Origin of the sequence: Parvimonas sp. C2 (genome assembly GCF_035282405.1) — a bacterium.
Taxonomy (GTDB): domain Bacteria; phylum Bacillota; class Clostridia; order Tissierellales; family Peptoniphilaceae; genus Parvimonas.
The window spans coordinates 388311-413026 of record NZ_JAYKBP010000001.1 but is presented as its reverse complement, the minus strand read 5'-3'; the positions used below and the strand labels follow the sequence as shown (position 1 = coordinate 413026).

Annotated in this window: 25 protein-coding genes; 20 read left to right on the top strand and 5 right to left on the bottom strand. The window is 27.3% G+C overall.

Annotation, left to right across the window (positions count from 1 at the left end; all coding sequences use genetic code 11):
* Together dltC and dltB are read left to right on the top strand one after the other, a co-directional pair.
* Nucleotides 1-228 (top strand): D-alanine--poly(phosphoribitol) ligase subunit DltC, encoded by a 228-nt coding sequence (gene dltC / locus VJI95_RS01980; RefSeq protein WP_323998762.1) that lies wholly within the window; start codon nt 1-3, stop codon nt 226-228.
* A gap of 2 nt (nt 229-230) precedes the next feature.
* Nucleotides 231-1403 carry a D-alanyl-lipoteichoic acid biosynthesis protein DltB gene (dltB, locus tag VJI95_RS01975; RefSeq protein WP_323998761.1) on the top strand — a complete coding sequence of 391 codons (1173 nt, stop codon included), beginning with the start codon at nt 231-233 and terminating at the stop codon, nt 1401-1403.
* Nucleotides 1404-1638: 235 nt separating this feature from the next.
* On the opposite strand, the gene dltD (VJI95_RS01970) is transcribed toward dltB, so the two are convergent.
* Complete coding sequence (dltD, locus tag VJI95_RS01970; RefSeq protein WP_324010048.1) at nt 1639-2781, bottom strand: D-alanyl-lipoteichoic acid biosynthesis protein DltD; 1143 nt, start codon at nt 2779-2781, stop codon at nt 1639-1641.
* A 481-nt stretch (nt 2782-3262) separates the two neighbouring features.
* On the opposite strand from dltD (VJI95_RS01970), the gene dltD (VJI95_RS01965) reads away from it, so the two are divergent.
* The 14 genes from dltD (VJI95_RS01965) to VJI95_RS01900 all read left to right on the top strand — a co-directional run bounded on the left by dltD (VJI95_RS01965) (nt 3263) and on the right by VJI95_RS01900 (nt 15380).
* Entirely contained in the window at nt 3263-4417 is a 1155-nt protein-coding gene (gene dltD, locus VJI95_RS01965) for a D-alanyl-lipoteichoic acid biosynthesis protein DltD (protein WP_323998759.1), read from the top strand.
* 104 nt (nt 4418-4521) lie between these two features.
* Nucleotides 4522-5040, top strand: a complete 519-nt coding sequence (locus VJI95_RS01960; protein WP_323998758.1) for an adenine phosphoribosyltransferase — start codon at nt 4522-4524, stop codon at nt 5038-5040.
* A complete protein-coding gene (locus VJI95_RS01955) occupies nt 5040-5279 on the top strand; it encodes an RNA-binding S4 domain-containing protein (RefSeq protein WP_323998757.1) in 240 nt (79 codons plus the stop codon). The genes VJI95_RS01960 and VJI95_RS01955 overlap by 1 nt, the downstream gene beginning before the upstream one ends.
* A 60-nt stretch (nt 5280-5339) precedes the next feature.
* Nucleotides 5340-5627, top strand: a complete 288-nt coding sequence (locus VJI95_RS01950) for an FtsB family cell division protein (protein WP_324010047.1) — start codon at nt 5340-5342, stop codon at nt 5625-5627.
* 52 nt (nt 5628-5679) lie between these two features.
* Entirely contained in the window at nt 5680-7053 is a 1374-nt protein-coding gene (gene tilS, locus VJI95_RS01945) for a tRNA lysidine(34) synthetase TilS (RefSeq protein WP_324010046.1), read from the top strand.
* Complete coding sequence (hpt, locus tag VJI95_RS01940) at nt 7041-7601, top strand: hypoxanthine phosphoribosyltransferase (protein ID WP_323998754.1); 561 nt, start codon at nt 7041-7043, stop codon at nt 7599-7601. The genes tilS and hpt overlap by 13 nt, the downstream gene beginning before the upstream one ends.
* Before the next feature lie 18 nt (nt 7602-7619).
* Nucleotides 7620-9578, top strand: a complete 1959-nt coding sequence (ftsH, locus tag VJI95_RS01935; protein WP_324010045.1) for an ATP-dependent zinc metalloprotease FtsH — start codon at nt 7620-7622, stop codon at nt 9576-9578.
* Nucleotides 9579-9622: 44 nt separating this feature from the next.
* Complete coding sequence (locus VJI95_RS01930) at nt 9623-10099, top strand: DUF5673 domain-containing protein (protein WP_323998752.1); 477 nt, start codon at nt 9623-9625, stop codon at nt 10097-10099.
* A complete protein-coding gene (locus VJI95_RS01925) occupies nt 10099-10974 on the top strand; it encodes a DNA-3-methyladenine glycosylase family protein (RefSeq protein ID WP_324010044.1) in 876 nt (291 codons plus the stop codon). The genes VJI95_RS01930 and VJI95_RS01925 overlap by 1 nt, the downstream gene beginning before the upstream one ends.
* Nucleotides 10975-11157: 183 nt before the next feature.
* Nucleotides 11158-11700: a helix-turn-helix domain-containing protein gene (locus tag VJI95_RS01920; protein WP_004833108.1), complete on the top strand. Its 543-nt coding sequence runs from the start codon at nt 11158-11160 to the stop codon at nt 11698-11700.
* A gap of 9 nt (nt 11701-11709) precedes the next feature.
* Nucleotides 11710-12759: a spermidine/putrescine ABC transporter ATP-binding protein gene (gene potA, locus VJI95_RS01915; RefSeq protein WP_324010043.1), complete on the top strand. Its 1050-nt coding sequence runs from the start codon at nt 11710-11712 to the stop codon at nt 12757-12759.
* A complete protein-coding gene (locus VJI95_RS01910; RefSeq protein ID WP_324010042.1) occupies nt 12760-13587 on the top strand; it encodes an ABC transporter permease in 828 nt (275 codons plus the stop codon).
* A complete protein-coding gene (locus VJI95_RS01905; RefSeq protein ID WP_324010041.1) occupies nt 13577-14353 on the top strand; it encodes an ABC transporter permease in 777 nt (258 codons plus the stop codon). The genes VJI95_RS01910 and VJI95_RS01905 overlap by 11 nt, the downstream gene beginning before the upstream one ends.
* Nucleotides 14346-15380: an ABC transporter substrate-binding protein gene (locus VJI95_RS01900; protein WP_323998747.1), complete on the top strand. Its 1035-nt coding sequence runs from the start codon at nt 14346-14348 to the stop codon at nt 15378-15380. Before VJI95_RS01905 ends, VJI95_RS01900 begins: the two co-directional genes overlap by 8 nt.
* A gap of 45 nt (nt 15381-15425) precedes the next feature.
* Here VJI95_RS01900 and VJI95_RS01895 read toward each other — a convergent pair whose 3' ends face one another.
* Nucleotides 15426-16451 (bottom strand): M42 family metallopeptidase, encoded by a 1026-nt coding sequence (locus tag VJI95_RS01895; protein ID WP_324010040.1) that lies wholly within the window; start codon nt 16449-16451, stop codon nt 15426-15428.
* Between the two features lie 372 nt (nt 16452-16823).
* Here VJI95_RS01895 and VJI95_RS01890 point away from each other — a divergent pair, with 372 nt between their 5' ends.
* Both VJI95_RS01890 and VJI95_RS01885 read left to right on the top strand, forming a co-directional pair.
* Entirely contained in the window at nt 16824-17522 is a 699-nt protein-coding gene (locus VJI95_RS01890; protein ID WP_324010039.1) for a hypothetical protein, read from the top strand.
* Nucleotides 17523-17667: 145 nt separating this feature from the next.
* Nucleotides 17668-18624 carry a hypothetical protein gene (locus VJI95_RS01885; RefSeq protein ID WP_324010038.1) on the top strand — a complete coding sequence of 319 codons (957 nt, stop codon included), beginning with the start codon at nt 17668-17670 and terminating at the stop codon, nt 18622-18624.
* A gap of 355 nt (nt 18625-18979) precedes the next feature.
* Here the strand turns inward: VJI95_RS01885 and VJI95_RS01880 are convergent, their stop codons facing one another.
* The 3 genes from VJI95_RS01880 to VJI95_RS01870 all read right to left on the bottom strand — a co-directional run bounded on the left by VJI95_RS01880 (nt 18980) and on the right by VJI95_RS01870 (nt 22213).
* Complete coding sequence (locus VJI95_RS01880) at nt 18980-20479, bottom strand: C69 family dipeptidase (protein WP_323998738.1); 1500 nt, start codon at nt 20477-20479, stop codon at nt 18980-18982.
* A gap of 149 nt (nt 20480-20628) precedes the next feature.
* A complete protein-coding gene (pdxS, locus tag VJI95_RS01875) occupies nt 20629-21486 on the bottom strand; it encodes a pyridoxal 5'-phosphate synthase lyase subunit PdxS (RefSeq protein ID WP_323998737.1) in 858 nt (285 codons plus the stop codon).
* 97 nt (nt 21487-21583) lie between these two features.
* Nucleotides 21584-22213 (bottom strand): thiamine diphosphokinase, encoded by a 630-nt coding sequence (locus VJI95_RS01870; protein WP_324010037.1) that lies wholly within the window; start codon nt 22211-22213, stop codon nt 21584-21586.
* Between the two features lie 134 nt (nt 22214-22347).
* Here VJI95_RS01870 and VJI95_RS01865 point away from each other — a divergent pair, with 134 nt between their 5' ends.
* Nucleotides 22348-24102 (top strand): 1-deoxy-D-xylulose-5-phosphate synthase, encoded by a 1755-nt coding sequence (locus VJI95_RS01865; RefSeq protein ID WP_324010036.1) that lies wholly within the window; start codon nt 22348-22350, stop codon nt 24100-24102.
* A gap of 19 nt (nt 24103-24121) precedes the next feature.
* On the top strand, nt 24122-24595 hold the full coding sequence (locus VJI95_RS01860; RefSeq protein WP_324010035.1) for a flavodoxin: 474 nt from the start codon (nt 24122-24124) through the stop codon (nt 24593-24595).
* Nucleotides 24596-24716 lie beyond the last annotated feature (121 nt).

Here is a 24716-nt window from a genome sequence, read left to right as displayed (position 1 = left end):
ATGGAAGAAAAAGTTTATGAAATTTTAGAAGACATTTGTGAAGAGGATTTAAGAGATACTCCTGATGTGAATATCTTTGAAGAAGGTCTTATGGATTCTCTTGGGCTTGTTAGATTTATTGTTGAAGTTGAAGAAAGATTGGGAATAACTTTAGGAATAATGGAATTAGATAAGGAAGTAGTTAATACACCAAATAAAATAATTGAATTTTTAAATAGTAGGAAGTAGAAATGAGTTTTTTTAGCGGATTAAATTTCTGGTTGGTATTTATTTTAATGTCCATACCTGCAGTTATTATAGGTATTAGAGAAAAGAAAAGTAAATACTATATCTTAGGAGTTTCTCTTGTTTTTTGCGTTATGGTTTATTCGAAAAAAATAAATTCATTAATATCATTAACTATATTTGTAATATATGAGTTTTTATTGATTAAATTATTTTTAAAGCTTAAAAAAGAGAAAAATTTTGACAAAGTTTATATATTTGTACTTTTAAGTTTACTACCACTTATTTTAGCTCGTGTATTACCTTTTACAAAAATACATTATAGATTAGGATTCTTAGGAATATCATATATCACTTTTAAAGTAATGCAAATACTTGTAGAAATAAAAGATAATTTAATAAAAGAAGTAAAATTTGTTGACTATTTATCTTTTATGATATTTTTTCCAACCCTTTCATCAGGACCAATTGATAGAAGCAGAAGATTTTTTAAAGACTTGGAATCTACAATAACTAAAAGTGAATACTTAGATAAATTAGGAAAAGGGATAGAATATATTTTACAAGGGCTTGTCTACAAAATGATTTTATCACAGTTAATTTTTGATAAGATGAATGTTGTTGCTGAAAGACACTACACAGTTCCTAATCTATTAATATATATGTATCTATATGGATTTTATTTGTTTTTTGATTTTGCTGGGTATAGTTTAATGGCTGTTGGTGTTAGCAAAATATTCGGAATTGAAACTCCAATGAATTTTAATAAACCATTTTTGGCAAAAGATATGAAAGACTTTTGGAACAGATGGCATATTAGTTTATCACATTGGTTTAGAGATTTTGTTTTTAGTAGATTAGTTTTTGGAATGTTCAAAAGGAAACTTTTAAAAAGTTCATTAACTACTGCTATGGTTGCCTATATTGTTAATATGTCTGTGATGGGTGTTTGGCATGGATTAAAGTTAAGCTATCTTTTATATGGATTTTATCATGGAGTTGTTCTTGCATTTACAGAATTATTCCAAAAAACTAAATTTTATAAAAATAATAAAAGCAAAAAATGGTTTGAATATTCATCTATTTTTATTACTTTTAATTTGGTTATGTTTGGATTTTTCATATTCTCAGAAAAATTTGTTTACATTTTACGAATATTAGGAGGTAGATTATGGTAAAAAAAGAAACACAAGAATTTATATTCAGAGTTGTTTTTTATACTGTGATGATCACCAGTATTATAATTTTTTGTGTATTATATGATTTTAACGTCGTAAAAGAATTTATATATAGTAATTTTTAGGTATAAATTTTAAGATTGAGAAAATAGTATTCTCAATCTTTTTTTTGTGAAAAATCTAACTATTAAAAAGGAGTAGCTTACATAATAGTTACTCCTTATTTTTTCATACTTTAGTCATTCTGTTTTAATAAATCTTTTTGTAATTTTATAAAACCTAACCTTCCTAAATGCATTACATCGTTAAAAAAGTAAGGTTTATAGGAATACATACTATAGTCTGTAAGTTGTACTTGATTTTCTTTGGCAATCTCTTTTATTTTATCATAATACTCATTTATTGAGTCTTTAGAAATACCTGTATAATCTGCCCAATATCCCTGCAATGGAATCATTATAAGATTTACTTCAAAACCAAGCTCTTTTGCAACAGTTAAAAATAATCTTAAATCATCGTATTCTGGACTTGCTGAATAACTTTGATTACTCATATAGCCTTCATATTTTTTAAAATCATCCTTTATATATTTATTATAATATCTATTTTCTATATAAAATTTATTATTATCAGTTTCTTTCTCTGCTCTTTTTGTAGCTTCTTCTTCTAAAACTTCCCAATCTATTCCTTTAAATTTTAGATTATTTACAGAACTATCATATTCATATTTTTTAACGAAATTTCTCTTTTCTTGTAAATTATATTTAAACTTTAAAATAGGGTTTATAAGCTTGTAGAAAAAATTAGGGAAATAGATATTATCTACAGTTGAATTGATAAAACTTGTTGAATCAGTTAAATTTTTTATTCTATTATACATTTTTTCTTTAGTAGTATTAGAAATATTTTTATTATCAAAGAAATGATAAAGATGATCTAATGAAACTCTATTTTCAAAAGCTTCTTTTTCTAAACCCTTTTTTTCAAACCATTGCATTGATAATATTAAGTTAACTTTTTTAACAGGTATATCACTTCCAATAGAACCTAAAACAATGGACTGTAATAAACTCTGATAATTACCTCCGCCTATTTGCATTATATTTTTATCTGAATAATTTAACAATTGTCTTGGATGTTCTTCATTTTCTAGTGTTGTTACAAGTTCCGATGAACCCATAAGTAAAATTGTATTTTTATCTATATTTTTTATCAACACATCATAAGAATTATACTTTGAGTATAAAGTATTATATTTTATACTATTATTTTTTACAACGATATTTTTTTCAATATTTTTTGAATAATACATTAGTATAAAAGAGGATATAATAACAGACAAAATTAATGAAATTACTAATGCTTTTAATCTTTTCATAAATTCTCCTAAACTTTACCATATTTGAAATTTATAAAAACAAATATAACCAATATTTTTATGTTCTAGTACGTTTAAAATTTGTATAATATACAAAAATCTATAACTTTTAATGAGGGAATTATAGCATATGCAGAAAAAAATTTCAATTCTTCGTTACTAAGATTTCACAATAGTATATAACTATCAAACATATAAAATAATAAATAAAATTTTTTGAATTTTCTTGATTTTATGGTATAATAGTATTCGTTAAATATAGATATCTTAAAATTTTAAAAAAATTTTTACATTATTTTTGAAATTAGTAATATGATAATTTTAGTTTAATTTAAAGTTTATATTGTAGAATTACTTGGAGTAATTTATGAAGTTTTTAAATTAAAATAAGTTTATTAAGAATTTTTAAAAGTCTATAATTTTAGCATATTGTACGATTTTTATATCGTAAAAATTTATACATCAAATTTTAGGAGCGTTTATGAAAAGGTTAAAAGCATTAGCAGTAGCAATTATTTTATCTTCAATTATTTCTTTTACATTTTTAAATTTTTATACAAAAAAAGAGCAACAAGCTTTTGATGAATTATCTGTCAAGAATAATTCAATAAGATATAGTGATTCTCCTTCTAAGTACAAATCACATGATGCTATAGTGAAGAATATAGGAAAGGGAACTATCTTACTTCTAGGTTCTTCTGAGTTAATTGTAACAAATGATTGGAAAGAGCATCCAAAACAACTTTTAGATTATTCAGATAAAAATATAATGCAGATAGGAGAAGGATATTATCAATCTCTAATTCAAGCCATAACTTTGGGTTCAATAGGGGAAAAATCTCAGGTGAAAACTGTTAATTTAATATTATCAATGCAATGGTTTGAAAAGAAGGGAATTTTGCCTGAAGCATTTCAATCCAGATTTTCAATAGATCATTTATACAATTTGTATAAGAGTGAAAAAATATCTCAAGAAACTAAAGAAAAAATTTATGATAGAATTTTACAACTTTCTAAGCGCAATCCTATTGTTAAAAGGATGGTTGAAAGTTTAAAACGAGACAATCCTATAGATAGAACAATGAATAATGTAAATTATGAAAAATACAAATTGATTGCAAATAGTAAATTTCTAAGTTCATATCATAGGGACGATAGTGTAAATGATAAAAAAGCACCTGAAAAATTTGATTGGGAACAATTAAAGAAAGAAGCAATAGAAACTGCAAAAGCAGAAACAAATGAAAATAAATTTTTTATAGAAAATAAATATTTTGATAAGAATTTCAAGAAAAATTTGGATAAGTTAAAAGATTCTGCAAAGGATACAAAGTATAGAAGTAAAGAAGAATATGGAGATTTACAATTATTTTTAGATGTTGCCAAAGATTTAGGAATAAAAGTTAATTTGGTTTTAGTTCCATTACAAGGGCAATGGGCTGATTATACCGGAGTTCCAAAATCAGAGATAGAATATTTTTACAAAAAAATCAGAGATATTTCAGCGAAAAATAATGTGAATTTGATTGATTATAGTAAATATTCTTATACTCCATATTTCTTTAAAGATGCTACACATTTAGGAAGACTAGGGCTTCTACAATTACAAGAAGATTTATTAAAATATAATGACTAATTATTAGAAAAAAGTATTTTAAATTCAATTAATTGTCCTAAATCATTGCAAAAAAAGTTAAAATGTTATATAATGAGTAGCCAGCAAAATTTTAGGAGGAAATTATGGATTTAAAATCAAAGATAAGAGTTATTGATGGATTTCCTAAAGAAGGAATCAGTTTTAAAGATATAACTACTTTAATTAGTGATGCAGAAGCTTTTAATGAAGCTGTTAATATTATGAAAAGAAATTTAGAAAATAGAAATATAGATTATATTGTTGGGCCTGAAGCGAGAGGGTTTGTTTTTGGTTCTGCCGTTGCCTATGCCTTAAATATAGGTTTTATTCCAGTTAGAAAACCGGGAAAATTACCTGGAAAAACTGTATCTTTTGAATATGCATTAGAATATGGAACAGATGTACTTGAAATCTGTAAAGATGTGTTAAAGCCAGGAGATCGAGTTGCAATAGTAGATGATTTGCTTGCCACAGGTGGAACTATTAATGCTTGTGCAAAATTAATCGAATCACAAGGGGCGGAAGTTGTATCAATGCAATTTTTAATGGAATTGACAGACCTAAAAGGTAGAGAAAAAAATAAAGAATATCAGATAGATGCTGTTATGGAGTATAATATTTAATGAGAATTGATAAATTTTTAAAAAATTCAAGACTTATAAAGAGAAGAACAGTAGCTAAAGAAGCTTGTGAAAAAGAAAGAGTTTTTAGAAATGGAAAAGCTATGAAACCTTCTGATGAGGTAAAAGTTGGAGATATTATAGAGTTAAAGTTCGGAAATTCTGAAGTTAAAATTAAAGTTTTAGATATTACTGACAGTCAAAAGAAAGAAGATGCACAAAAAATGTATGAAAATCTCTAAAAGTATTGAAAATTTATATTTTTTGTTATATAATCTATAGTAGATAGGGGTGATGACTTGATGAAAAAGAAAAATAAAAGTCGAATCAGGGTTTACAGTTTAATATTTTTTGCTCTTTGCATTGTTTTTGGAAAGACTTTTATTTATCAAGTCAAGGAAAAAAACAGATTAAATAACAAGATTCAAACTTTAAAAGATAGAAAAGATAAGTTGGATTCTGAAATCACAGAAGCAAAAGACAATCTTCAAAAAGTTGATACTGAAGAATTTATTAAAAAAGTAGCTAGAGAAAAACTTAAAATGGTTGAAAAAGACGAGATAGTAGTAAAGTATAAGGATAACGATTAGTTTAATTTAGTAAAGAAAGGGGACCGAGTTTTTACTCGGTTTTTTAATTTTTATGAAAGATGAATTTTTAAAAAATTTAGAAGACTATAATCTTGAAAATTCTAGAATTTTACTTGCCATATCAGGTGGTAAAGATTCTATGACTATGCTAGATTTGTTTAATTGTTTTAAAGATGAATTAAAATTAGATTTAGTTGCTTGCCATTTTAATCATTCTTTAAGAGAAGATGCTGACAGAGATGAAAAATTTGTAAAATCTCAATGTGAAAAATATGGATTAAAATTTTATTCCAAAAAAGAAGATGTTCTCCTTTATTCAAATGAAAATAAATTATCTACTGAAGAGGGAGCAAGATTTTTAAGATATAAATTTTTTGATGAAATTAAAAGAGCTGAAAATATTGAATATATTGCAACTGCTCATAATAAGAATGATTTAGCAGAAACTGTTATTATGAGAATTTTAAGAGGAACCGGTATTAACGGACTGGTAGGGATACAATCTGAAAGAGGAGATTTAATTAGACCAATTTTAAATTTTTCAAGAGATGAAATAGAAAAATATATTGAATATAATAATATACCTTTTGTTGAAGATGAAACTAATTTTGAGGATTTGTATCTAAGAAATAAAATTAGATTAAATTTATTTCCAATATTAAAAAATGAATATAATCCTAAAATTTTAGACGCTCTTTCTAGATTGTCTAATATTGCTTTTGATTATAGTAGCATTTCAAGAGAATATATTGCTTCAAAAGAAGGATTATTATGGGAATTTAATAAGGGAAAAATACTGGTTTATATTGAAAAATTAAAACTTCAATCTAGGTCTTTTAGAAATATTATGTATAGAGAATTCTTTGAATTTTTTAGTAAGAATCCAGATGGAATAAATTATAAAATAATTGAAGAAATTGATAATTTGATTTTTTCAAAAACGGGTAAATATATAGAAATTAAAAATGTAATTTTTAAAATTGAATATGATAAACTTCTCATTTATGATAAAAATATTTTTGAAAATTTAGAGTCGAATTTTTATTTTGAAAATTTAGATTTTTCTTTGTATTCTACAAAATTTTTTGATATAATTATAGAGCAGTCATGTTTTGAAGAATTTAAAAAATTAAAACATAATAAGAACTTGCTTTTTATAAATAAAAAATATCTTGATTTTATAAAAATCAGAAAAAGAAAAAATGGAGATTTTTTAGAATTTGATTTTGGGAAAAAGAAGTTGAAAGATATCTTTATTGATGAAAAAATCAGTAAAGATATTCGAGAAAACATACCTATTTTTGAAATTAAAAATAATATTGTTTGGGTTCCTAATATTAGAAGATCTAACAGATATTTAGTTGAAGGAAATGAGGATATTATAAAAATTAAAGTTTTATCAAAGGAGATTTTATGGAGAGATTAGATAATGTCGTTAAGTTGGATATGAAAGAATTGTTATTTGATGAAAAAACTATAAAAAGTAGAGTTGAAGAACTTGGAAAAGAAATAACTAAACATTATGAAGATGATGAATCTGAACTTGTTGTGGTTGGAATTTTAAGAGGATCTACTTTGTTTTTTGCGGATTTGATTAGATATATAAATTTACCAATTTCCATAGACTTTATGGCAATTTCATCTTATGGTAATACATCTGAAAGTGGAGTTGTAAAAATCATAAAAGATTTAGAGGCAGATGTTACTGGAAAAAATATTTTGATAGTTGAAGATATTATTGATACAGGGAAGACTTTAAAATATCTATTAAATTATTTTAGAGAAAGGGGAGCTAAAACTGTTAAAATTTCTAGCATGTTGGATAAGCCTGAAAGACGACTTGTTGAAATTTCAGGAGATTTTGTAGGGTTTGCAGTTCCAAATGATTTTATTGTTGGTTATGGTTTAGATTATAATCAATCATATAGAAATCTACCATATATAATTTCACTAAAAGAAGAAGTTTATAAATAAAATAATAGGAGGAAAAACGTGAATAAAAAAAGTAAAGCGTATCTTATATATTTGATACCAATTATATTTTTAACTGTGTATTTTTTTGTAATAAAAACTTCAACTCCTGTAGTTAAAGAATATACAGTTACAGAGATTGTATCAAAAATAAAAAATGATGAAGTTTCAGAGATAACAACTCAAGGTGCCTATATTACCGGAAAATTAAATGATAAGGATAAAACTGAATTTAAAGCTTACTTACCACAAGAATTTAGATTTCAATTTTATGAAAATTATTTAAAATCAAAGGTAGAGAATAATACTTTGAAATATAATGGTAAAGCTGAACCTACAAAGCCTTTTTATATTGAAATTTTACCAACTCTATTACTTTTGGTAGGACTTGGAGTCGTTTGGTTCGTATTTATGAAACAAGCTCAAGGTGGCGGAAAAGTAATGAACTTTGGAAAGAGCAAGGCAAAACTTCATAAGGACAAGAAAAATGATGTTACTTTTGCTGAAGTTGCTGGGCTTGAGGAAGAAAAAGAGGAATTACAAGAAATTGTAGATTTCTTGAAATCTCCAAAAAAATATAGTGATATAGGTGCAAGAATTCCAAAAGGTGTTTTGATGGTTGGTCCTCCGGGAACTGGTAAAACATATCTTTCAAGGGCTGTAGCAGGAGAAGCAAAAGTTCCATTTTTCAGCATAAGTGGTTCTGACTTTGTTGAAATGTTTGTCGGTGTAGGAGCTTCAAGAGTTAGAGATTTATTTGAAGAAGCTAAAAAGAATGCTCCTTGTATAATATTTATCGATGAAATAGATGCTGTTGGTAGAAGAAGAGGTGCAGGACTTGGTGGTGGACATGATGAAAGAGAACAAACATTAAACCAATTACTTGTTGAAATGGACGGTTTTGGTGTAAATGAAGGAATCATTGTTATGGCTGCAACAAATAGACCTGATATACTTGACCCAGCTATTTTAAGACCAGGTAGATTTGATAGACAAATCTATGTTGGAATTCCAAATGTAAAAGAGAGAGAAGCAATTCTTATGGTTCACACTAGAAATAAAAGATTAGATCCAGATGTAGACCTTAAAGCTATTGCAAAACATACAACAGGATTTACTCCTGCAGATCTTGAAAACTTATGTAATGAAGCTGCTCTTTTATCTGCAAGACAAAACTTAAATAGTATTCCTATGAGAATCTTTGAAGAAGCTGCAATAAAAGTTGTTGCAGGACCTGAAAAGAAATCAGCTGTTGTAACTGATAGAGATAGAAAAATTACGGCTTACCATGAAGCGGGACATGCTATTGTCTCAAGATTTGTACCATTGTCAGATCCAGTTCAAATGATTACTATTGTACCAAGAGGAAGAGCAGGTGGATTTACTGCTTATTCTCAAGATGAAGATAGTCAATATATGACTGTGAATGCTATGAAGTCAAGACTTGCAACGATGCTTGGTGGGCGTTCAGCTGAACTTATAATTTTTGAAGATTTTACAACTGGCGCATCCAGTGATATTGAAAGAGCTACAAAAATTGCAAGAAGTATGGTTACAACTTATGGTATGAGTAGTAAAATTGGACCAATAAATTATGATATTGGAGAAGAAGAAACTTTCTTAGGAAAAGACTTTGGTAAAGGCAGGTCTTATTCTGAAGATGTTGCTAAACTTATAGATGGAGAAGTTAAAGATCTTCTTGATCAAGCTTATGAAACTGCTCAAAATATTCTAAGAGAAAATATAGAATTTTTACACATAATTGCAAAAAAACTTTTGGAAGAAGAAACTATAAGTGGAAAAGATTTTGAAGATATGTATAAAAAATACATGGGAATTGAAGAAGAAAAAGATGGAGTTTCTGAAAAAACAGTTTTTGAGGATAGTAATGTTATTGCTGAAGAAAAAAATACTGCTGGAGAAGTAAATAATTCAGAAGAAACTATTGAATTAGGAAAAACTGAAACAGAAGATAATTAAAATTAAGTAGAAGCTTGCTTCTACTTAATTTATATGGAGGATTTATGGGAAGCAACGATATTTTATTGATAGTATTTGGTATAATCTTAATATTTGTAATTAAGAAAATAGTAGCAATGTTTCAAACTAGAAAGAAATTAACAGGAAAAGTTTATACCATTGGCCTTAGAGGAAGAAAGGTGTTATTTGGACTATCTATAGCATTGGTGGGATTTGGAATTGTATATGCTGTAAATGTTCAAGATATCTTTAGTGTAGTATATGTATTGATTGGTATTACATATTCTATAGTTTCTCTAGATAGATTATATATTGGAGAAAATGGATTTTGTTTTGATGGAAAGATTGCAGAATTTAAAAAAATAAAAAAATGGGGTGCTTTAAATGATAAATTTTTTGAAGTGTTAGTTTCCGGAGAATTAAAAGATGAAGTCTTAACAATTCCTCTTACTAAAGAAAATTCTGAAAAACTATCTGCAATTATTAAGCAACATAAATCAAAAACAAAGGCGAAAAAATAATGAAACTATATGAAAAAGATAATTTAGTAATTTTAGAAGAAGTTGAGAATTTTGATGTAAGAGCAATATTCACTTGTGGACAGGCTTTTAGATGGTATGAAGAAAGTGATGGAAGTTTTACAACAATACATTTAGGAAGAGTTTTAAATGTTTTAAATGAAAACGGCAGGGTTATATTCAAAGGAACTAATTTGGAAGAATTTAATGAAATTTGGATGGATTATTTTGATTTGAATACAGACTATAAAGAGATAATAAAAGAACTGTCAAAAAATGAAATTTTAGCAAATGCAATAGAATATGGGAAAGGTATCAGGATATTAAATCAAAATCATTTTGAAATGTTAATAAGTTTTATAATTTCAGCTAATAATATGATTCCTAGAATTAAAAAATCTATTGAAGTAATTTCTACGAGATATGGAAAGCTTATCTGTGAAGATAAAAATAGAAAATATTATTCCTTTCCAACTATAGAAGAACTAAGTAAGGCTACTGTAGAAGAATTAAGAGAATTTGCAAAAGTAGGTTTTAGAGATAAAAGAATTTTTGATACAGTAAATATGATTTTAAACGAAAAAATTGACTTAGATAATTTTGAAAATTTAGAAACTGATATTTTAAGAGAAGAACTATTAAAATTTTCAGGGGTCGGAAACAAAGTAGCAGATTGTATAATGTTATTTTCATACAAAAGAGGAGAAGTTTTTCCGGTTGACATTTGGATTAAAAGAGTGATGGAGGAACTTTTTATTAAAGAAGAAACTCCTGTGAAAAAAATTGCAAAAGAAGCAGATAAAATATTTGGAAAATATGCAGGCTATGCACAACAATATCTTTTCTACTACGGAAGAGAAGAAAAAATAGGAAAGTAGAAATATGTACCGATTTGATCGGTACTTTTTGTATTCTTTTGTTTAATATTTTAAAATTTTAATAAAAAATTTTAAATTTTTAGTAAAAAAGTATTGAATAAAGATTTATTTGTGATATAATATTTATTGTTTAATATAGAGATATTTATAGTTTAATATATTGTTATATTGGGAGAAAGAAAATTGGATATTGGAGAAAAAATTAAAAATTTAAGGACCATTTTGGGACTTACACAAGAAGAACTTGCAGAGAGGGCAGAGCTTACTAAAGGCTTTATTTCTCAGCTAGAAAGAGGACTTACTTCACCATCTATTAGTTCTTTAGAAGATGTTTTAGAAGCACTTGGAACTAATATTTCAGATTTTTTTAAAGAAGAAAAGGAAGAAAAATTTGTTTTTCAAAAATTTGATGCTTATGAAACTATTTTTGAAAATGGAAATAGTAAATTAGAGTGGATTGTTCCAAATGCACAAAAAAATTCAATGGAACCAATTATAATAACTTTGAATGAACAAAAAAGTTTTTCAAGGACTTATGAACCTTTTGAGGGAGAAGAATTCGGTTATGTTTTAAAGGGAAAGGTTGAACTTCATCTTGGAACTAAGGTATTTGTTTTAAAAGAGGGTGAATGTTTTTATACCAGTGGTCAATTTGAAAGAAGTATAATAAATTTGTCTAAAAAAGAATCTAAGGTTTTGTGGATTACTAATCCACCAAGTTTTTAGGAGGAATATATGGGAAATCACGCAGTCGAATTAGTTAATATAAATAAAAGATTTGGAGATAATATTGTTCTTGACGATATAAATTTGTATATTAGAGATAAGGAGTTTTTAACTCTTTTAGGTCCATCGGGTTGTGGAAAGACAACTACATTAAGACTTATTGGAGGTTTTGAAACTCCTACTAGTGGAAAAATTTTATTTGAAGGAAAAGACATTTCAAATGTTCCTCCTTATGAAAGAAATATAAATACGGTCTTTCAAAAATATGCTCTTTTTCCAAATATGAATGTTTATGAAAATATTGCTTTCGGTCTTAGAATTAAGAAGATGCAAGAAAGCATAATAAATGAAAAAGTTAAAGAAATGTTAAGACTTGTAAACTTGAAAGGATATGAAAAAAGATCTATTCTATCTTTGAGTGGTGGGCAACAACAAAGAATTGCAATTGCAAGAGCTTTGGTAAATGAACCAAAAGTTTTACTTTTAGATGAGCCACTTGGTGCTTTGGATTTACAACTTAGGAAAGATATGCAAGTTGAACTGAAAAATATTCAAAAGAGAGTTGGGATTACATTCGTTTATGTAACTCATGACCAGGAAGAAGCTCTTACAATGAGCGATACTATTGTTGTTATGAATGACGGTAAAATTCAACAAGTTGGAACTCCGATAGATATTTATAACGAACCTAAAAATGCCTTTATTGCATCTTTCATTGGAGAAAGTAATATTTTAGACGGAGTTATGAATGAAGATTTTGTCGTAAGTTTTTCAAGCAGAAGTTTCAAATGTGTTGATAAAGGCTTTTCTCCAAATGAAGAAATTGATGTAGTAATTCGTCCGGAAGACTTGGAGCTTGTTGATGAAGAAAACGGAATGTTGGTAGGAATTGTGAAGTCTGAAATTTTTAAAGGGGTTCATTATGAACTGCTTGTTAAGGTTGGAGAAGTTGAATATATGGTGCATTCTACAATTACAAAACCTATAGGTTCAAAAGTTGGACTTAGAGTTATACCTGATAATATTCACATTATGAAAAAAGGAGCTAAAGAAATATAGATGAAATTTAAGAGGTTTGCATATCCATACGTTGTATGGTTAGTAATTTTTATTGTTGTTCCTCTGATTTTCATAGCAAAATATTCTGTTGACTATGGAGGAGAAAATTTTCTTTTTTCATTGGAACATTACAAAAGATTTTTTAATCCGACTTATATTAAAGTCTTGTTAAGATCTTTAAGGATGGCAGTTTTATCTACAGTATTATGCCTTATAATTGGTTATCCTTTTTCATATTTTATTTCAAAGTTTAAAGTTAAAACTAGAAATATGATGATTTTGTTGGTTGTAATTCCGATGTGGATGAACTTTTTACTTAGGACTTATTCTTGGATTAGTATTTTGAGTAAAAATGGACTTTTAAATTCGATTTTAAATTTTTTTGGATTATCAACTGTAAATTTAATGTATTCTAATGTATCAATTTTAATAGGGATGGTATATAATTTTTTACCTTTTATGATTTTACCTATTTATACAACTTTGATTAAAATAGATAAGGAATATATTGAAGCATCTCACGATTTAGGTGCTAATAGAGTTAAGACTTTTACTAAATTAGTATTTCCTATGAGTTTACCAGGAGTTATTACGGGAATAACAATGGTATTTATCCCCGCAATTTCAACTTTCGAAATATCTGCTCTTTTAGGTGGAAATAAAGAAAATTTAATAGGGAATATAATTGAACAACAATTTAGAGTAACAGGAAATTGGAATTTTGGCTCTGCAATGAGTATGGTACTTTTAGTTATGATTTTGGTTTCACTTTTCATTATGAATAAGTTTGATCCAGAGTATTCAAAAGAGGTGGGAAATGGAAAATAAGTTAAAAAAATTATATATTTCACTTGTATTCATATTTATATATGCACCTATTTTTGTACTTATACTTTATTCATTCAATGATTCAAAACTTCGTGGGTCTTTTACAGGAATTACTTTTAAATGGTATGTTGAATTATTTAATGATAGAGAGGTTTTGACAGCACTTTATTATACAATTTTAATTGCTGTATTAACTACAGTAATTGCAACTTTTATAGGGACTGTTGCAGCTATTGGGATATATTATATGAAAAAAAGTGAAAGATTTGTAGTTTTAAATTTGAATTACATTCCAGTTTTAAATCCGGATATAGTAATAGCTATTTCACTTATGGTATTATATAAAGTTTTTAATATCGATTATGGATTTTTAACTTTGCTTGCTTCACATATTGTACTTGCAACGCCTTATGTAATACTTTCTGTTTATCCAAAGATGAAACATATGAATAAATTTTTACCTGAAGCAGCAATGGATTTAGGAGCAACACCTTTTTATGCACTAAGAAAAGTAATTCTTCCTGAAATTAAACAGGGAGTTTTTGCTGGGGCATTGCTTGCATTTACCCTTTCGTTAGACGATTTTGTTATAGCATATTTTAACAGTGGAAATGGTGTTGTAAATTTGAGTACACAAATTTACTCTATGGCAAGAAAAGGGATAAATCCATCAATAAATGCTCTTTCAACATTGATGTTTATTGCAATGCTTGCTCTTTTACTAATTATAAATAAGAAAAGTGAGGATGGTATTTTGTATGACTAAAAAGAATATATTTTTAAAAATATTTTTTTCGCTTTGTGTGATATTTTTGTTTTCTTCTTGTAACAAAAGAGAGGGAAATGTTGTAAATATGTATAATTGGGGAGAGTATATAGATAAAGAAGTCTTGGATGAATTCACAAGAGAAACTGGAATTAAAGTAAATTATGAAACCTTTGTTACAAACGAAGATATGTACTTGAAGATAAAACAAGGGGGAAGTAATTACGATATAGTAGTCCCTTCAGACTATATGATTGAAAAGATGATTAAGGAAGATATGCTTGAACCAATTGATAAAAATAAGCTTTCAAATTATAAGAACATAGATTCAAAATTTTTAAATAAGAGCTATGATCCTGAGTCAAAATATTCAATTCCTTTATATTGGGGAACATTAGGTATTTTGTATAATAAAAATTTAGTTGATGGCGAAATCACTTCTTGGGCTGATTTATGGAATGAAAAGCATAAAGATAAAATTATTATGTTGGATAGCTCAAGAGACAGTTTAGCAGCAGCACTTTTAAAAAATGGATTTTCTATGAATTCGAGAAATAAAGAAGAATTAGAAATTGCTAAAAAAGATTTAATAAAGCAAAAAAAATCAATACTTGCATATCTTGTTGATGAAACAAAAGATAATATGTTAGCTGAAAATGCTGCGATTGCAGTGATGTATTCTGGAGATGCGACTGAACTTTTAAATGCAGACAAAAAATTTAAGTATGTAAAACCCAAAGAGGGAACCAATCTTTGGTTTGATTCAATGGTAATTTTAAAAAATTCAAAGAATAAAGAAAATGCACATAAATTGATAAATTTCTTAATCAAAAAAGAAATTTTAACAAAAAATATGGATTATACATGTTATGCAGTTCCGAATCAAGAAGTGATTAATAAAAATAAATTAGTAAAATCTGTAACAGAAATTGACGATAAATATTTTAAAAAAATGGAAGTATTCAAAGATCCATCAGATTTTATAAAAGAATATGATAATATCTGGACAGATGTAAAAGCTGATTAAAAAAAGGCATAGATTTTCAAAATCTATGCCTTTTCAAATTAAAATTTATTTATCTAATAAATATTCCAACATTAATTTATATGTATTTTCGATACCTAAAATATGAGTTCTTTCATAACTGTGGCTAGCATCAACCCCTGGACCGATTAATGCACAACGAATATCATGTCCTGCTCTAAGTGCAGCAGTTGCATCTGATCCATAATGTGGATAAATATCTATTCTATAATCAATTTTCTTTTCTTCAGCAATTTTTCTTAATTTATTTCTCATTCCTAAATCATAAGGCGTTGAAGAATCCATTGCACAAATTGTTACAGCTCTTTCGTCGGATTCTTGCCCAACTCCAGGAGCTGCCATATCTACAGCAAAAAATTCAACAGTATTTTCAGGAATAAAACTAGAACCATGACCAATTTCTTCGTAATTACTTATAAAGAAATTAATTGTATTTTTAGGTTTGATTTTATTATCAACTAAATATTTAGCAAGTCCCATCATAGCCGCTATACAAGCCTTATCATCCAAATGTCTTGATTTAATAAAACCTGATTCATAAATTCTGCATCTTGCATCTAAATAGATGAAATCTCCAACAGAAATGCCAAGTTTTTTAACATCTTCAGCATTTTCAACAACTTCATCAATTCTTACTTCCATATTTTTTATAGAACGTTGAGCAGTAGTTGTAGTATCATAAACGTGAACTGATGCTTCGTTATATAGAACAGTTCCCGGAATTAACTTTCCGTCAAAAGTTTTAATAAATACATTTTCAGTTTCAATACTTGTTGGAGAAAAACCACCGACTAAACTAAAAGCTAAACGTCCATTTGCTTTTATTTCTTTTACCATTAAACCTAATGTATCAACATGACCTGAAAAAGTAATTGCTTCTTTTTCTTTGCCTTTTATTGTAGCTATTAGAGCATTCTTATTAGTTCTTTTTGTAAGAATATTCAATTCCTTAAACTTTTTTTCCATAAAACTAATCGCATTTTCAGTATCTCCAGTAGGACTGTAGATATTTAATAACTCTTCAAGTAAATTTGTAACATAATTTTTATCCATAACAACCTCCAAATTTATTTTATATGTTTATTATACACGATATTAAAAAGATTGTAAATTGTTAAATGTACAAATTGTAATAATAAGTTATTCACTAAAAATTTCAAAAAGTGTTTTATAATCTTTAAAATTTTTTCATTAATAAATTTGACAAATTATTATATTAATCACAGTAAGACAATATTAAAGTTAAATTTTTTGACAAATAATGAAATAAGGTGTATCATCTAACTAGAAGGTAAATTTTTTATATTACTTGTATTATAAAATCTATAAAAATATCAAAAGTGTACGTTATAACAGGAGGTATTTATGAAAGAAAGAAAAAATTATTTTAAAATTAAATAATTAATATCTGCTTTATGTATTTTTATGCTACTTTTTAACTTTACAGTTTCAAGTATTGTAAATGCAGAAAATAGAGCTAATAACAATATTGTTGCATATAATGATAACAGTAACAACAATAATAGTGAAAAATTTGATATTACTGAAGATACTATTACAATAAATGGAGTTAGTATAACAAAAGAAGAAGTAATAAATGCAAGAAAAACTTTAAAATTAGTAAAGAAAAATGTAATACCGAAAATAAATGCCAAGATTAAGCTACTTAGTGATAGTGGAGAATATGGTGGAATATTGACTTTTGATGTGAATTCAGCATCAGCATTGAAATCAATAGGAGTAGGTGTTGTAGGAGCTTTTGGCATAATAGGCTATAGATTAGGACTTGTTGAACATGCTTATGAATTTTGGAGATGTAGTATAGATGGTTATAAATTAAATATCTTCTTTACTCCTGAGGGTATGTTGGTAAATAATTATTCAATCAGTTATTCTTGGTTTACAAAAGTATTAATAGAAAATGTTGATAAAAAAGAAGAACCAAAAACTGAAGCTGAAGAGGAAGATTACTTAGGTGAAGTATTAGAAGGGGCTAAAAAATTAAAAGATAAAAAAGGAAAATCAAAGCAATGGGAAAAAGATGGAGGATATGAAAAGGCATTAGAAGATTTTAATAGTTTGGAATTAGAAGGTGTCAGAGATGTGTCTGACTCTGAAGGATAAAAGAAAACTGGAGTACTGCCTGATGGAAGAAAAGTAACTGTTAGAAAGTTTGCAAAACAAGGAAAGTCTACATTGGAAATTATAACAGAAGTAGGCAAAAAGATAACAAAGAGAATAAAGATTAGGTATAAATAAGGATATGATTATGAATGATTTTCAATTAAAAGAAAAAATAAAACATTCTCTTAGACTTGGGATGGGTATATGGGAAAAATGGAATCCTAGAAATCATTACTATTTATATAATGATTTTTTTGGAGATTATGAGGAAGATTCAAGATTTGAATTAAATGATAAGGGATTAAAATTTTGTTTAGTGAATGATCAAAGAGGATATAAAATAACATTAACATTTAATTTAAATAATCTTTTCAAAATCATAGGAACAGACGAAACATATAGATGTGGATCCTTTTGTACAGGAATTGAAACTATTGGAGAAAAATTTGAAAGAACCAAGATATTTAAAGTAGAATATTCATATTTTCAAAACTACTATTACGAAAATTTCAAAGATGAGCTAAAGGATAAGATTTTAAATTATTTTATAACTGGTTGTAGTAATTATATTTTTGAGGCTTTTTGTGTTGAAGAACCAAAGATTAGTTTTGAAAAAATTGAGGTAAAAGAAAATGAAGAGATAGAACTTAAAGAAGATAATAAATATGGTTATTTTGACGATGATGAAGATGAAGATGAAGAATATATAGGAGAACCATATGATTTTGACGAAATAATATTGCCATTTGATAATTATAAATTAGAGAGTTTTAATCTTGAACGTAATTATTATGTATTTATACTTTATAGTAAAAATGCTAATAAAAGATATAAAATTACTTTTTATTATAATAATGTACATTCTATTATGATCAATAGAAGAAAATATTTCAAAGGAAAAGATGTTGAACGTGAAATGGTTAACGATGGTATTAGAATTTTTTATGAGATAGAAGATTCGGAATTTTTTGAATGGTACAAACAAGAACCTTTATGGGACTTTGGCACTGATGATTTAAGGCATATAAGATTTAATGGTTGTGATGATTTTGTAATAGATTTTATTTTTGAGTGTTGTGAAATAGGGGTAATGGAGATTTAGTTAAGGGATGTTTCGACATCTCTTTTTATTTTATAAAATTAGATTTTTTTATAAATTTAAGTAGGATTGTTGAATTTATGCTTGTTATTATAAATATATGAAACTAAATGAAGTTTAAATTATATATTTATAATATTTTTTTGTTATTAGAAAAGTTTTTTAATTAGGGTTAATATTGTTCATAAAAAATTTCATAGGTAAAATTCTAGTATAGCTGTTTTTTCACTTTTTGTTTATACTCAAAATTCTCACTAAAATTCACAAAAAAAGGATGCCTCTTTAAAAAACAGAGACATCCATTGTTTAATTAATAACATACATTTATTAGGCAGATATCAAATTAAATTTTAATTTTTTAAGCGTCAGATCTTGAAAAACCATTTTTCATTTCACAGCTTGCTGTGTAAAGAACTTTACTTAATAAATCAATTGTTTGTTTCTTTAGTTCTGTTGCAATTTCTTCATTTGCTTTTTCGCAAAATTCAACAACTTTTCCTTTAGCTACTTTTTTACCTAGGAATTTATTGTCGTATTTATTTATTATTTCAGTACATTTTGATTGAATAGCTAATTGGTAACGTTCAATATGTGAACTACAAGATGCAAAATGAGCATCTGCCAAAGCTGCTACTAAACGATTTGTCCAATAGAAATCTTCTGTTGTAGGTACTCCTGTAGTATTTGCAAGATATTCAGGTGTCTTATCTATATTTACATAGAAAGGAATCATTGCATTAAATACATTTGAACCAAGAGCAAGCCATTCAATGCTTCTAATTGCTTCAGGCATATCGGGTCTTATTTGAACTAGTCCTAAGAAGTTATTTCTATTAATTCCAATTGGTCTGAATTTTCCTTTTTCATCTGCAAATTTTCCATAAGGGTCATAAGGAGTTCCTTGGAAATGATTAGAAAGTGCATATTTAATATCTTCAACAGTTATTTTTTTGTCTGGAGTCCTGCACCATGGAATATCATCTGATTCAGGAACATAATCTGCTTCTATTCCATCCCAATAATTTGTAAGTGGATTGAAATATCTTTGTAATACCCAAGCACGAGGAGTATTATAAGTATGATCTGCGTCAGAATGGCTACCAAAAGCTTCTCTAGGATTTAAACTTCCATCAATAGAAAGATCTAAATGGTATCTATTTATAAATTCTTTTAAATCTGCAGAGCACATATATTCTTTTTGTTTTCCAAAAGCATCGTCTAAATCAAAATAATCAAGACCAAGTTGGTTTGGCATAATTACGTAACAATCATCTGGAACACGTCTTGCAATCCAATGATGACCTCCGATAGTTTCTAACCACCAAATTTCATTTACATCTTGAAAAGCTATACCGTTCATTTCATAAGTGCCGTATTTTTCTAAAATTTCTCCAAGTCTAATTACACCTTCACGAGCGGATTTGATATATGGTAAAACTAAAGTAACCATATCTTCTTCACCAATTCCACCAACTTTTTCAGGAACATAATTCTTATCTCCTTTTTTTCCAACGGCAGGAACAAAATTTACAAGAGGATCAGCACCTAAAACTCTTTCGTTAGAAGTTAAAGTTTCAGTTGCGGACATGGAAATATTTAATTCATTAACACCACAAGCGCCCCAAATTCCTTCACTATCAACTGCATTAGGCATACAAGTATAACGCATAGGATTAGTAGGTAAATCAATTTCAACATGAGATAAAACTGATTTATATTTTACTGGTTGATCTTTTGGATGAACAACTATAAATTTTTTTTCTAAAAATCTACCTGATGGAGAGTCCTCGTTACGCGCAACCATTGTTGATCCATCATAAGTAGCATTTTTTCCGACTAAAATTGTAGTACAAGCCATAATAAAATCTCCTTTCAAAATATATCTTTTTGCATAAATTGTGTAACATTTTCATTTATGCTACAAATATATTATACTCTGAAAAAAATAAAAAGTAAATATATTTAATAATAAATATCAAAAATAATAAAAAATAAATTTAATAATTTTTAAATTCCTCTTTCAGCCATAATTATTTCAATTTCATTTTCATTAATTCCTACCATAGCTTCTCCAAGATTTTCAGAAACTTTAGCAATAACTTTAGGGTCATTATAATGTTTAACAGCTTCAACTATTGCCTTAGCTCTTTGTTCAGGATTTCCTGATTTAAAAATTCCTGAGCCTACAAAAACACCTTCTGCTCCTAATTGTCTCATAAGGGCTGCATCTGCTGGAGTCGCAACTCCACCTGCTGAAAAATTAACAACAGGAAGTTTTCCATTTTCGCGAACATATTTTAATAGTTCATAAGGAACTTTAAATTCTTTTGCTTTTTCAAATAATTCATCTTCTGCCATCGCAGTTACTTGACGAATTTCACCTTGAATTTTTCTCATATGTGATACAGCTTGAACAACATCTCCCGTACCTGCTTCTCCTTTTGTACGAATCATTCTTGCACCTTCTTGAATACGCCTTAGAGCTTCTCCTAAATCTCTTGCACCACATACAAAAGGCGTATCGAATTTTGTTTTATCTACATGATGAATATTATCTGCAGGGGATAGCACTTCACTTTCATCAATATAATCTATTCCAATTTCTTGCAAAATTTGAGCTTCAACAAAATGTCCGATTCTACATTTTGCCATAACTGGAATTGAAACAGCTTTCATTATACTTTTAATCATTGCAGGGTCGCTCATTCTTGAAACTCCACCGGCAACACGAATATCAGCAGGAATTCTTTCTAAAGCCATAACTGCTACGGCTCCTGCTTTTTCAGCTATCTTTGCTTGTTCGGGTGTGGTAACATCCATTATAACTCCCCCTATAAAATTTTGTGTTAAATCTTTCTTTTTCATAATAATTTTTTCTCCTTAAATAAATTTTACATAAACAGTATAATATATTTTTGATACTAGAGAAAGAACCAAAATCGATATAAAAAATGGTATCAGATTAAGACTTAATAACACACAAAATTTTCCCTTCTTCAAAAGTTATTTTTGCAAAATCTGATTCTATAATATTGCTCATACAAAGAGAATCACCTTTCTTAAGAGTTATATCTTCGATATTATATTTAAAACCAGATAATGTTAAATTTTTTATTTTTTCTGAAAATGGAATAAAGGAAATTTTTGTATTTAAGAGATTTTTAAATTTAAATTCTCTTTCTATCTTAAAAAGTATTTCATTTTCTTTTAAGAAATATAGATTATCATATTTAAACATTAAATTAATATTTGTAAGTTCATGGTCTATATCTCCGCCAAATGCACCAATACAATAGATTTTATCATAGTTTTTATCTTTAATGTAGTTTAAAATTAATTCAGAATCTGTAAAATCTTTATCTTTAGGGAATTTTTTTATAATTACATTTTGTCCTTTGTAGAATTTTAAAATATCTTTATTAATTGAATCCAAATCTCCCCAAATTTCATTTGGAATTAAATTCAATTTATAGCAAAGATTAGAACCACCATCTGCACAAAAGATATCTCCTTTATTTTCCATAAAGAAATTCTTAAAATAATTTAGATCTCCTAAAAGTTTTCCATTAAAGAATATATAAGCAAATTTCATGTTTTTTCTCCTAATTTTTATATATTTATATTTTAACACAATTTTAAAAATTTTAAACTATTGAATATTTTATTTATTAAGGGTATAATCTAATAAACTGAAGTTAACATTATTACATAAAAGGAGGAGATGTTATGTACTTAGAAAAAATCAATTCACCAAAAGATGTAAAAAAATTATCTATTGATGAATTAAAAGAGTTGATTGTAGAGCTTAGAACACATTTATTAAAGAGACTTAGTGCAAAGGGGGGGCATATAGGTCCTAATCTTGGATCATTAGAATTTACAGTTGCACTTCATTATGTTTTTGACTCTCCAAAAGATAAGATTGTTTTTGATGTATCTCATCAAACTTATGTTCACAAAATGTTGACAGGGAGAAAAGATGCATTTATGATTCCTGAAAAATATGGTTCAGTTACAGGATATACTTCGCCAAAAGAAAGTGAACATGATTTCTTTACCATTGGACATACTTCAACTTCAATAAGTCTTGCTTGTGGTCTTGCAAAAGCGAGAAATTTAAAGGGAGATAATGAAAATATTATAGCGGTTATAGGAGATGGTTCTTTAAGTGGAGGAGAGGCTTTTGAAGGTCTTAATAATGTTTTTGAACTTGATAGTAATATGATTGTAGTTATAAATGATAATAATCAGTCTATTGCCGAAAATCATGGAGGTCTTTACAAAAATCTTTTTGAACTTAGAGAAACCAAAGGAAAAGCTGAAAATAATATTTTTAGAGCTATGGGGCTTGATTATATCTATGTTGATGAAGGAAATGATATTGAAGAACTAATTTCAGCATTTAAGTCCGTTAAGAACATTGACAAACCTATAGTTGTTCATATTTCAACAAATAAAGGTAATGGATTTAAACCTGCAGAAATAAATAAAGAGAAATTTCATTTTGGAGCACCTTTTGATATTGAAACAGGAGAATTTAAAAAAAGTGAAAAAGGGCAAAGAGATGAAAGTTATAGTTCCATAACCTTAGACTTTTTAATAAATTCAGTTAAAAATGATAAAAATGTTGCTGTTTTAACTGCAGGAACACCTGGAGATTTCGGATTGTCAAAAGAAATTAGAGAACAAATGGGGAAACAATATATTGATGTTGGGATTGCAGAGGAACATGCAGTAGCCATGTCTTCAGGACTTGCGAAAAATGGTGCAAAACCAGTTTTTTGTGTATGTAGTTCATTTATTCAAAGAACTTATGACCAGCTTTCTCAGGATTTGTGTTTAAATAACAATCCTGCATTGATATTAGTTTATTATGCATCTGTTTATACTGCAAATGACGTAACTCATCTTGGAATTTTTGATATATCAATGATTTCAAATATTCCAAACTTGGTTTACCTTGCTCCTACAAATAAAGAAGAACATTTGAAGATGATGGAATGGGGATTAAATCAAATGGAACATCCTGTAGCAATAAGAGTTCCTGCATTAGATTTAATATCAACAGGAGAAGAAGACAAAACTGATTATTCTGTTTTAAATAAATACAAAGTTACAAAAAAAGGAAAAGATGTGGCTATAATTGCCCTTGGTAATTTCTATAAACTTGGAAAAGAAATTGCAGATGAATTGGGAGAAGTTACTTTGATAAATCCAAGATTTATTACAGGATTGGATGAGGAATTGCTTGAAAACTTAAAAGAAAATCACAAATTGGTAATAACTTTAGAAGATGGAGCTATAGATGGAGGTTTTGGAGAAAAAATTTCAAGATTTTTCGGAACATCTGATTTAAAGGTTAAGAATTATGGAATTAAAAAGAATTTTCCAAATAGAGTTATTGCAGAAAAATTACTTCTTGAAAATGGAATTTCAAAAGATTTAATCATCAATGACATAAAGGAAATACTAGATAAATAAAAGATAGGAGGTACTAGTTATGAGTAGAAAATTAGTTGCATATTTCAGTGCGAGTGGAGTAACGAAAAAACTGTCAGAAAGAATTTCAAAAATTGCTGGAGCAGATTTACATGAAATTGTGCCTAAAGAAATTTATACAGATGAAGATTTAAACTGGATGAATGAAAATAGCCGTAGCAGTATCGAAATGAAAAGCAAATCATTTAGACCTGAAATATCTAATAAGGTTGATAATATGAGAGATTATGATACTATCTATGTAGGATTTCCAATTTGGTGGTATGTAGCTCCTACAATTATAAATACTTTTCTAGAATCTTATAATTTAACAGGAAAAACCATTATTCCTTTTGCGACTTCAGGAGAAAGTTTAATGGGAAATACTAATGAAGAATTGAAAAATTCTTGTAAAGGTTCAATTTTAAAAGAGGGAAGAAGATTTGACACTAAAGATAGTGATGAAGTAATTAAAAATTGGATTGAAAACTTATAAAAAATTAACCGACTTGATTTTAAGTCGGTTTTTTAGTAAAGAAACTTAAGTTTTCGGTAATATTAGATATTTAATGTTTTTTCAATAATACTGTTGTTCCACAATAAAAAGAGTTTCGTTT

Coding starts and splice junctions, on each gene's coding strand:
- dltC (WP_323998762.1), top strand. CDS start 1: ATGGAAGAAAAAGTTTATGAAATTTTAGAAGACATTTGTGAAGAGGAT.
- dltB (WP_323998761.1), top strand. CDS start 231: ATGAGTTTTTTTAGCGGATTAAATTTCTGGTTGGTATTTATTTTAATG.
- dltD (WP_324010048.1), bottom strand. CDS start 2,781: ATGAAAAGATTAAAAGCATTAGTAATTTCATTAATTTTGTCTGTTATT.
- dltD (WP_323998759.1), top strand. CDS start 3,263: ATGAAAAGGTTAAAAGCATTAGCAGTAGCAATTATTTTATCTTCAATT.
- VJI95_RS01960 (WP_323998758.1), top strand. CDS start 4,522: ATGGATTTAAAATCAAAGATAAGAGTTATTGATGGATTTCCTAAAGAA.
- VJI95_RS01955 (WP_323998757.1), top strand. CDS start 5,040: ATGAGAATTGATAAATTTTTAAAAAATTCAAGACTTATAAAGAGAAGA.
- VJI95_RS01950 (WP_324010047.1), top strand. CDS start 5,340: ATGAAAAAGAAAAATAAAAGTCGAATCAGGGTTTACAGTTTAATATTT.
- tilS (WP_324010046.1), top strand. CDS start 5,680: ATGAAAGATGAATTTTTAAAAAATTTAGAAGACTATAATCTTGAAAAT.
- hpt (WP_323998754.1), top strand. CDS start 7,041: ATGGAGAGATTAGATAATGTCGTTAAGTTGGATATGAAAGAATTGTTA.
- VJI95_RS01930 (WP_323998752.1), top strand. CDS start 9,623: ATGGGAAGCAACGATATTTTATTGATAGTATTTGGTATAATCTTAATA.
- VJI95_RS01925 (WP_324010044.1), top strand. CDS start 10,099: ATGAAACTATATGAAAAAGATAATTTAGTAATTTTAGAAGAAGTTGAG.
- potA (WP_324010043.1), top strand. CDS start 11,710: ATGGGAAATCACGCAGTCGAATTAGTTAATATAAATAAAAGATTTGGA.
- VJI95_RS01910 (WP_324010042.1), top strand. CDS start 12,760: ATGAAATTTAAGAGGTTTGCATATCCATACGTTGTATGGTTAGTAATT.
- VJI95_RS01905 (WP_324010041.1), top strand. CDS start 13,577: ATGGAAAATAAGTTAAAAAAATTATATATTTCACTTGTATTCATATTT.
- VJI95_RS01900 (WP_323998747.1), top strand. CDS start 14,346: ATGACTAAAAAGAATATATTTTTAAAAATATTTTTTTCGCTTTGTGTG.
- VJI95_RS01895 (WP_324010040.1), bottom strand. CDS start 16,451: ATGGATAAAAATTATGTTACAAATTTACTTGAAGAGTTATTAAATATC.
- VJI95_RS01890 (WP_324010039.1), top strand. CDS start 16,824: ATGCTACTTTTTAACTTTACAGTTTCAAGTATTGTAAATGCAGAAAAT.
- VJI95_RS01885 (WP_324010038.1), top strand. CDS start 17,668: ATGAATGATTTTCAATTAAAAGAAAAAATAAAACATTCTCTTAGACTT.
- VJI95_RS01880 (WP_323998738.1), bottom strand. CDS start 20,479: ATGGCTTGTACTACAATTTTAGTCGGAAAAAATGCTACTTATGATGGA.
- pdxS (WP_323998737.1), bottom strand. CDS start 21,486: ATGAAAAAGAAAGATTTAACACAAAATTTTATAGGGGGAGTTATAATG.
- VJI95_RS01870 (WP_324010037.1), bottom strand. CDS start 22,213: ATGAAATTTGCTTATATATTCTTTAATGGAAAACTTTTAGGAGATCTA.
- VJI95_RS01865 (WP_324010036.1), top strand. CDS start 22,348: ATGTACTTAGAAAAAATCAATTCACCAAAAGATGTAAAAAAATTATCT.
- VJI95_RS01860 (WP_324010035.1), top strand. CDS start 24,122: ATGAGTAGAAAATTAGTTGCATATTTCAGTGCGAGTGGAGTAACGAAA.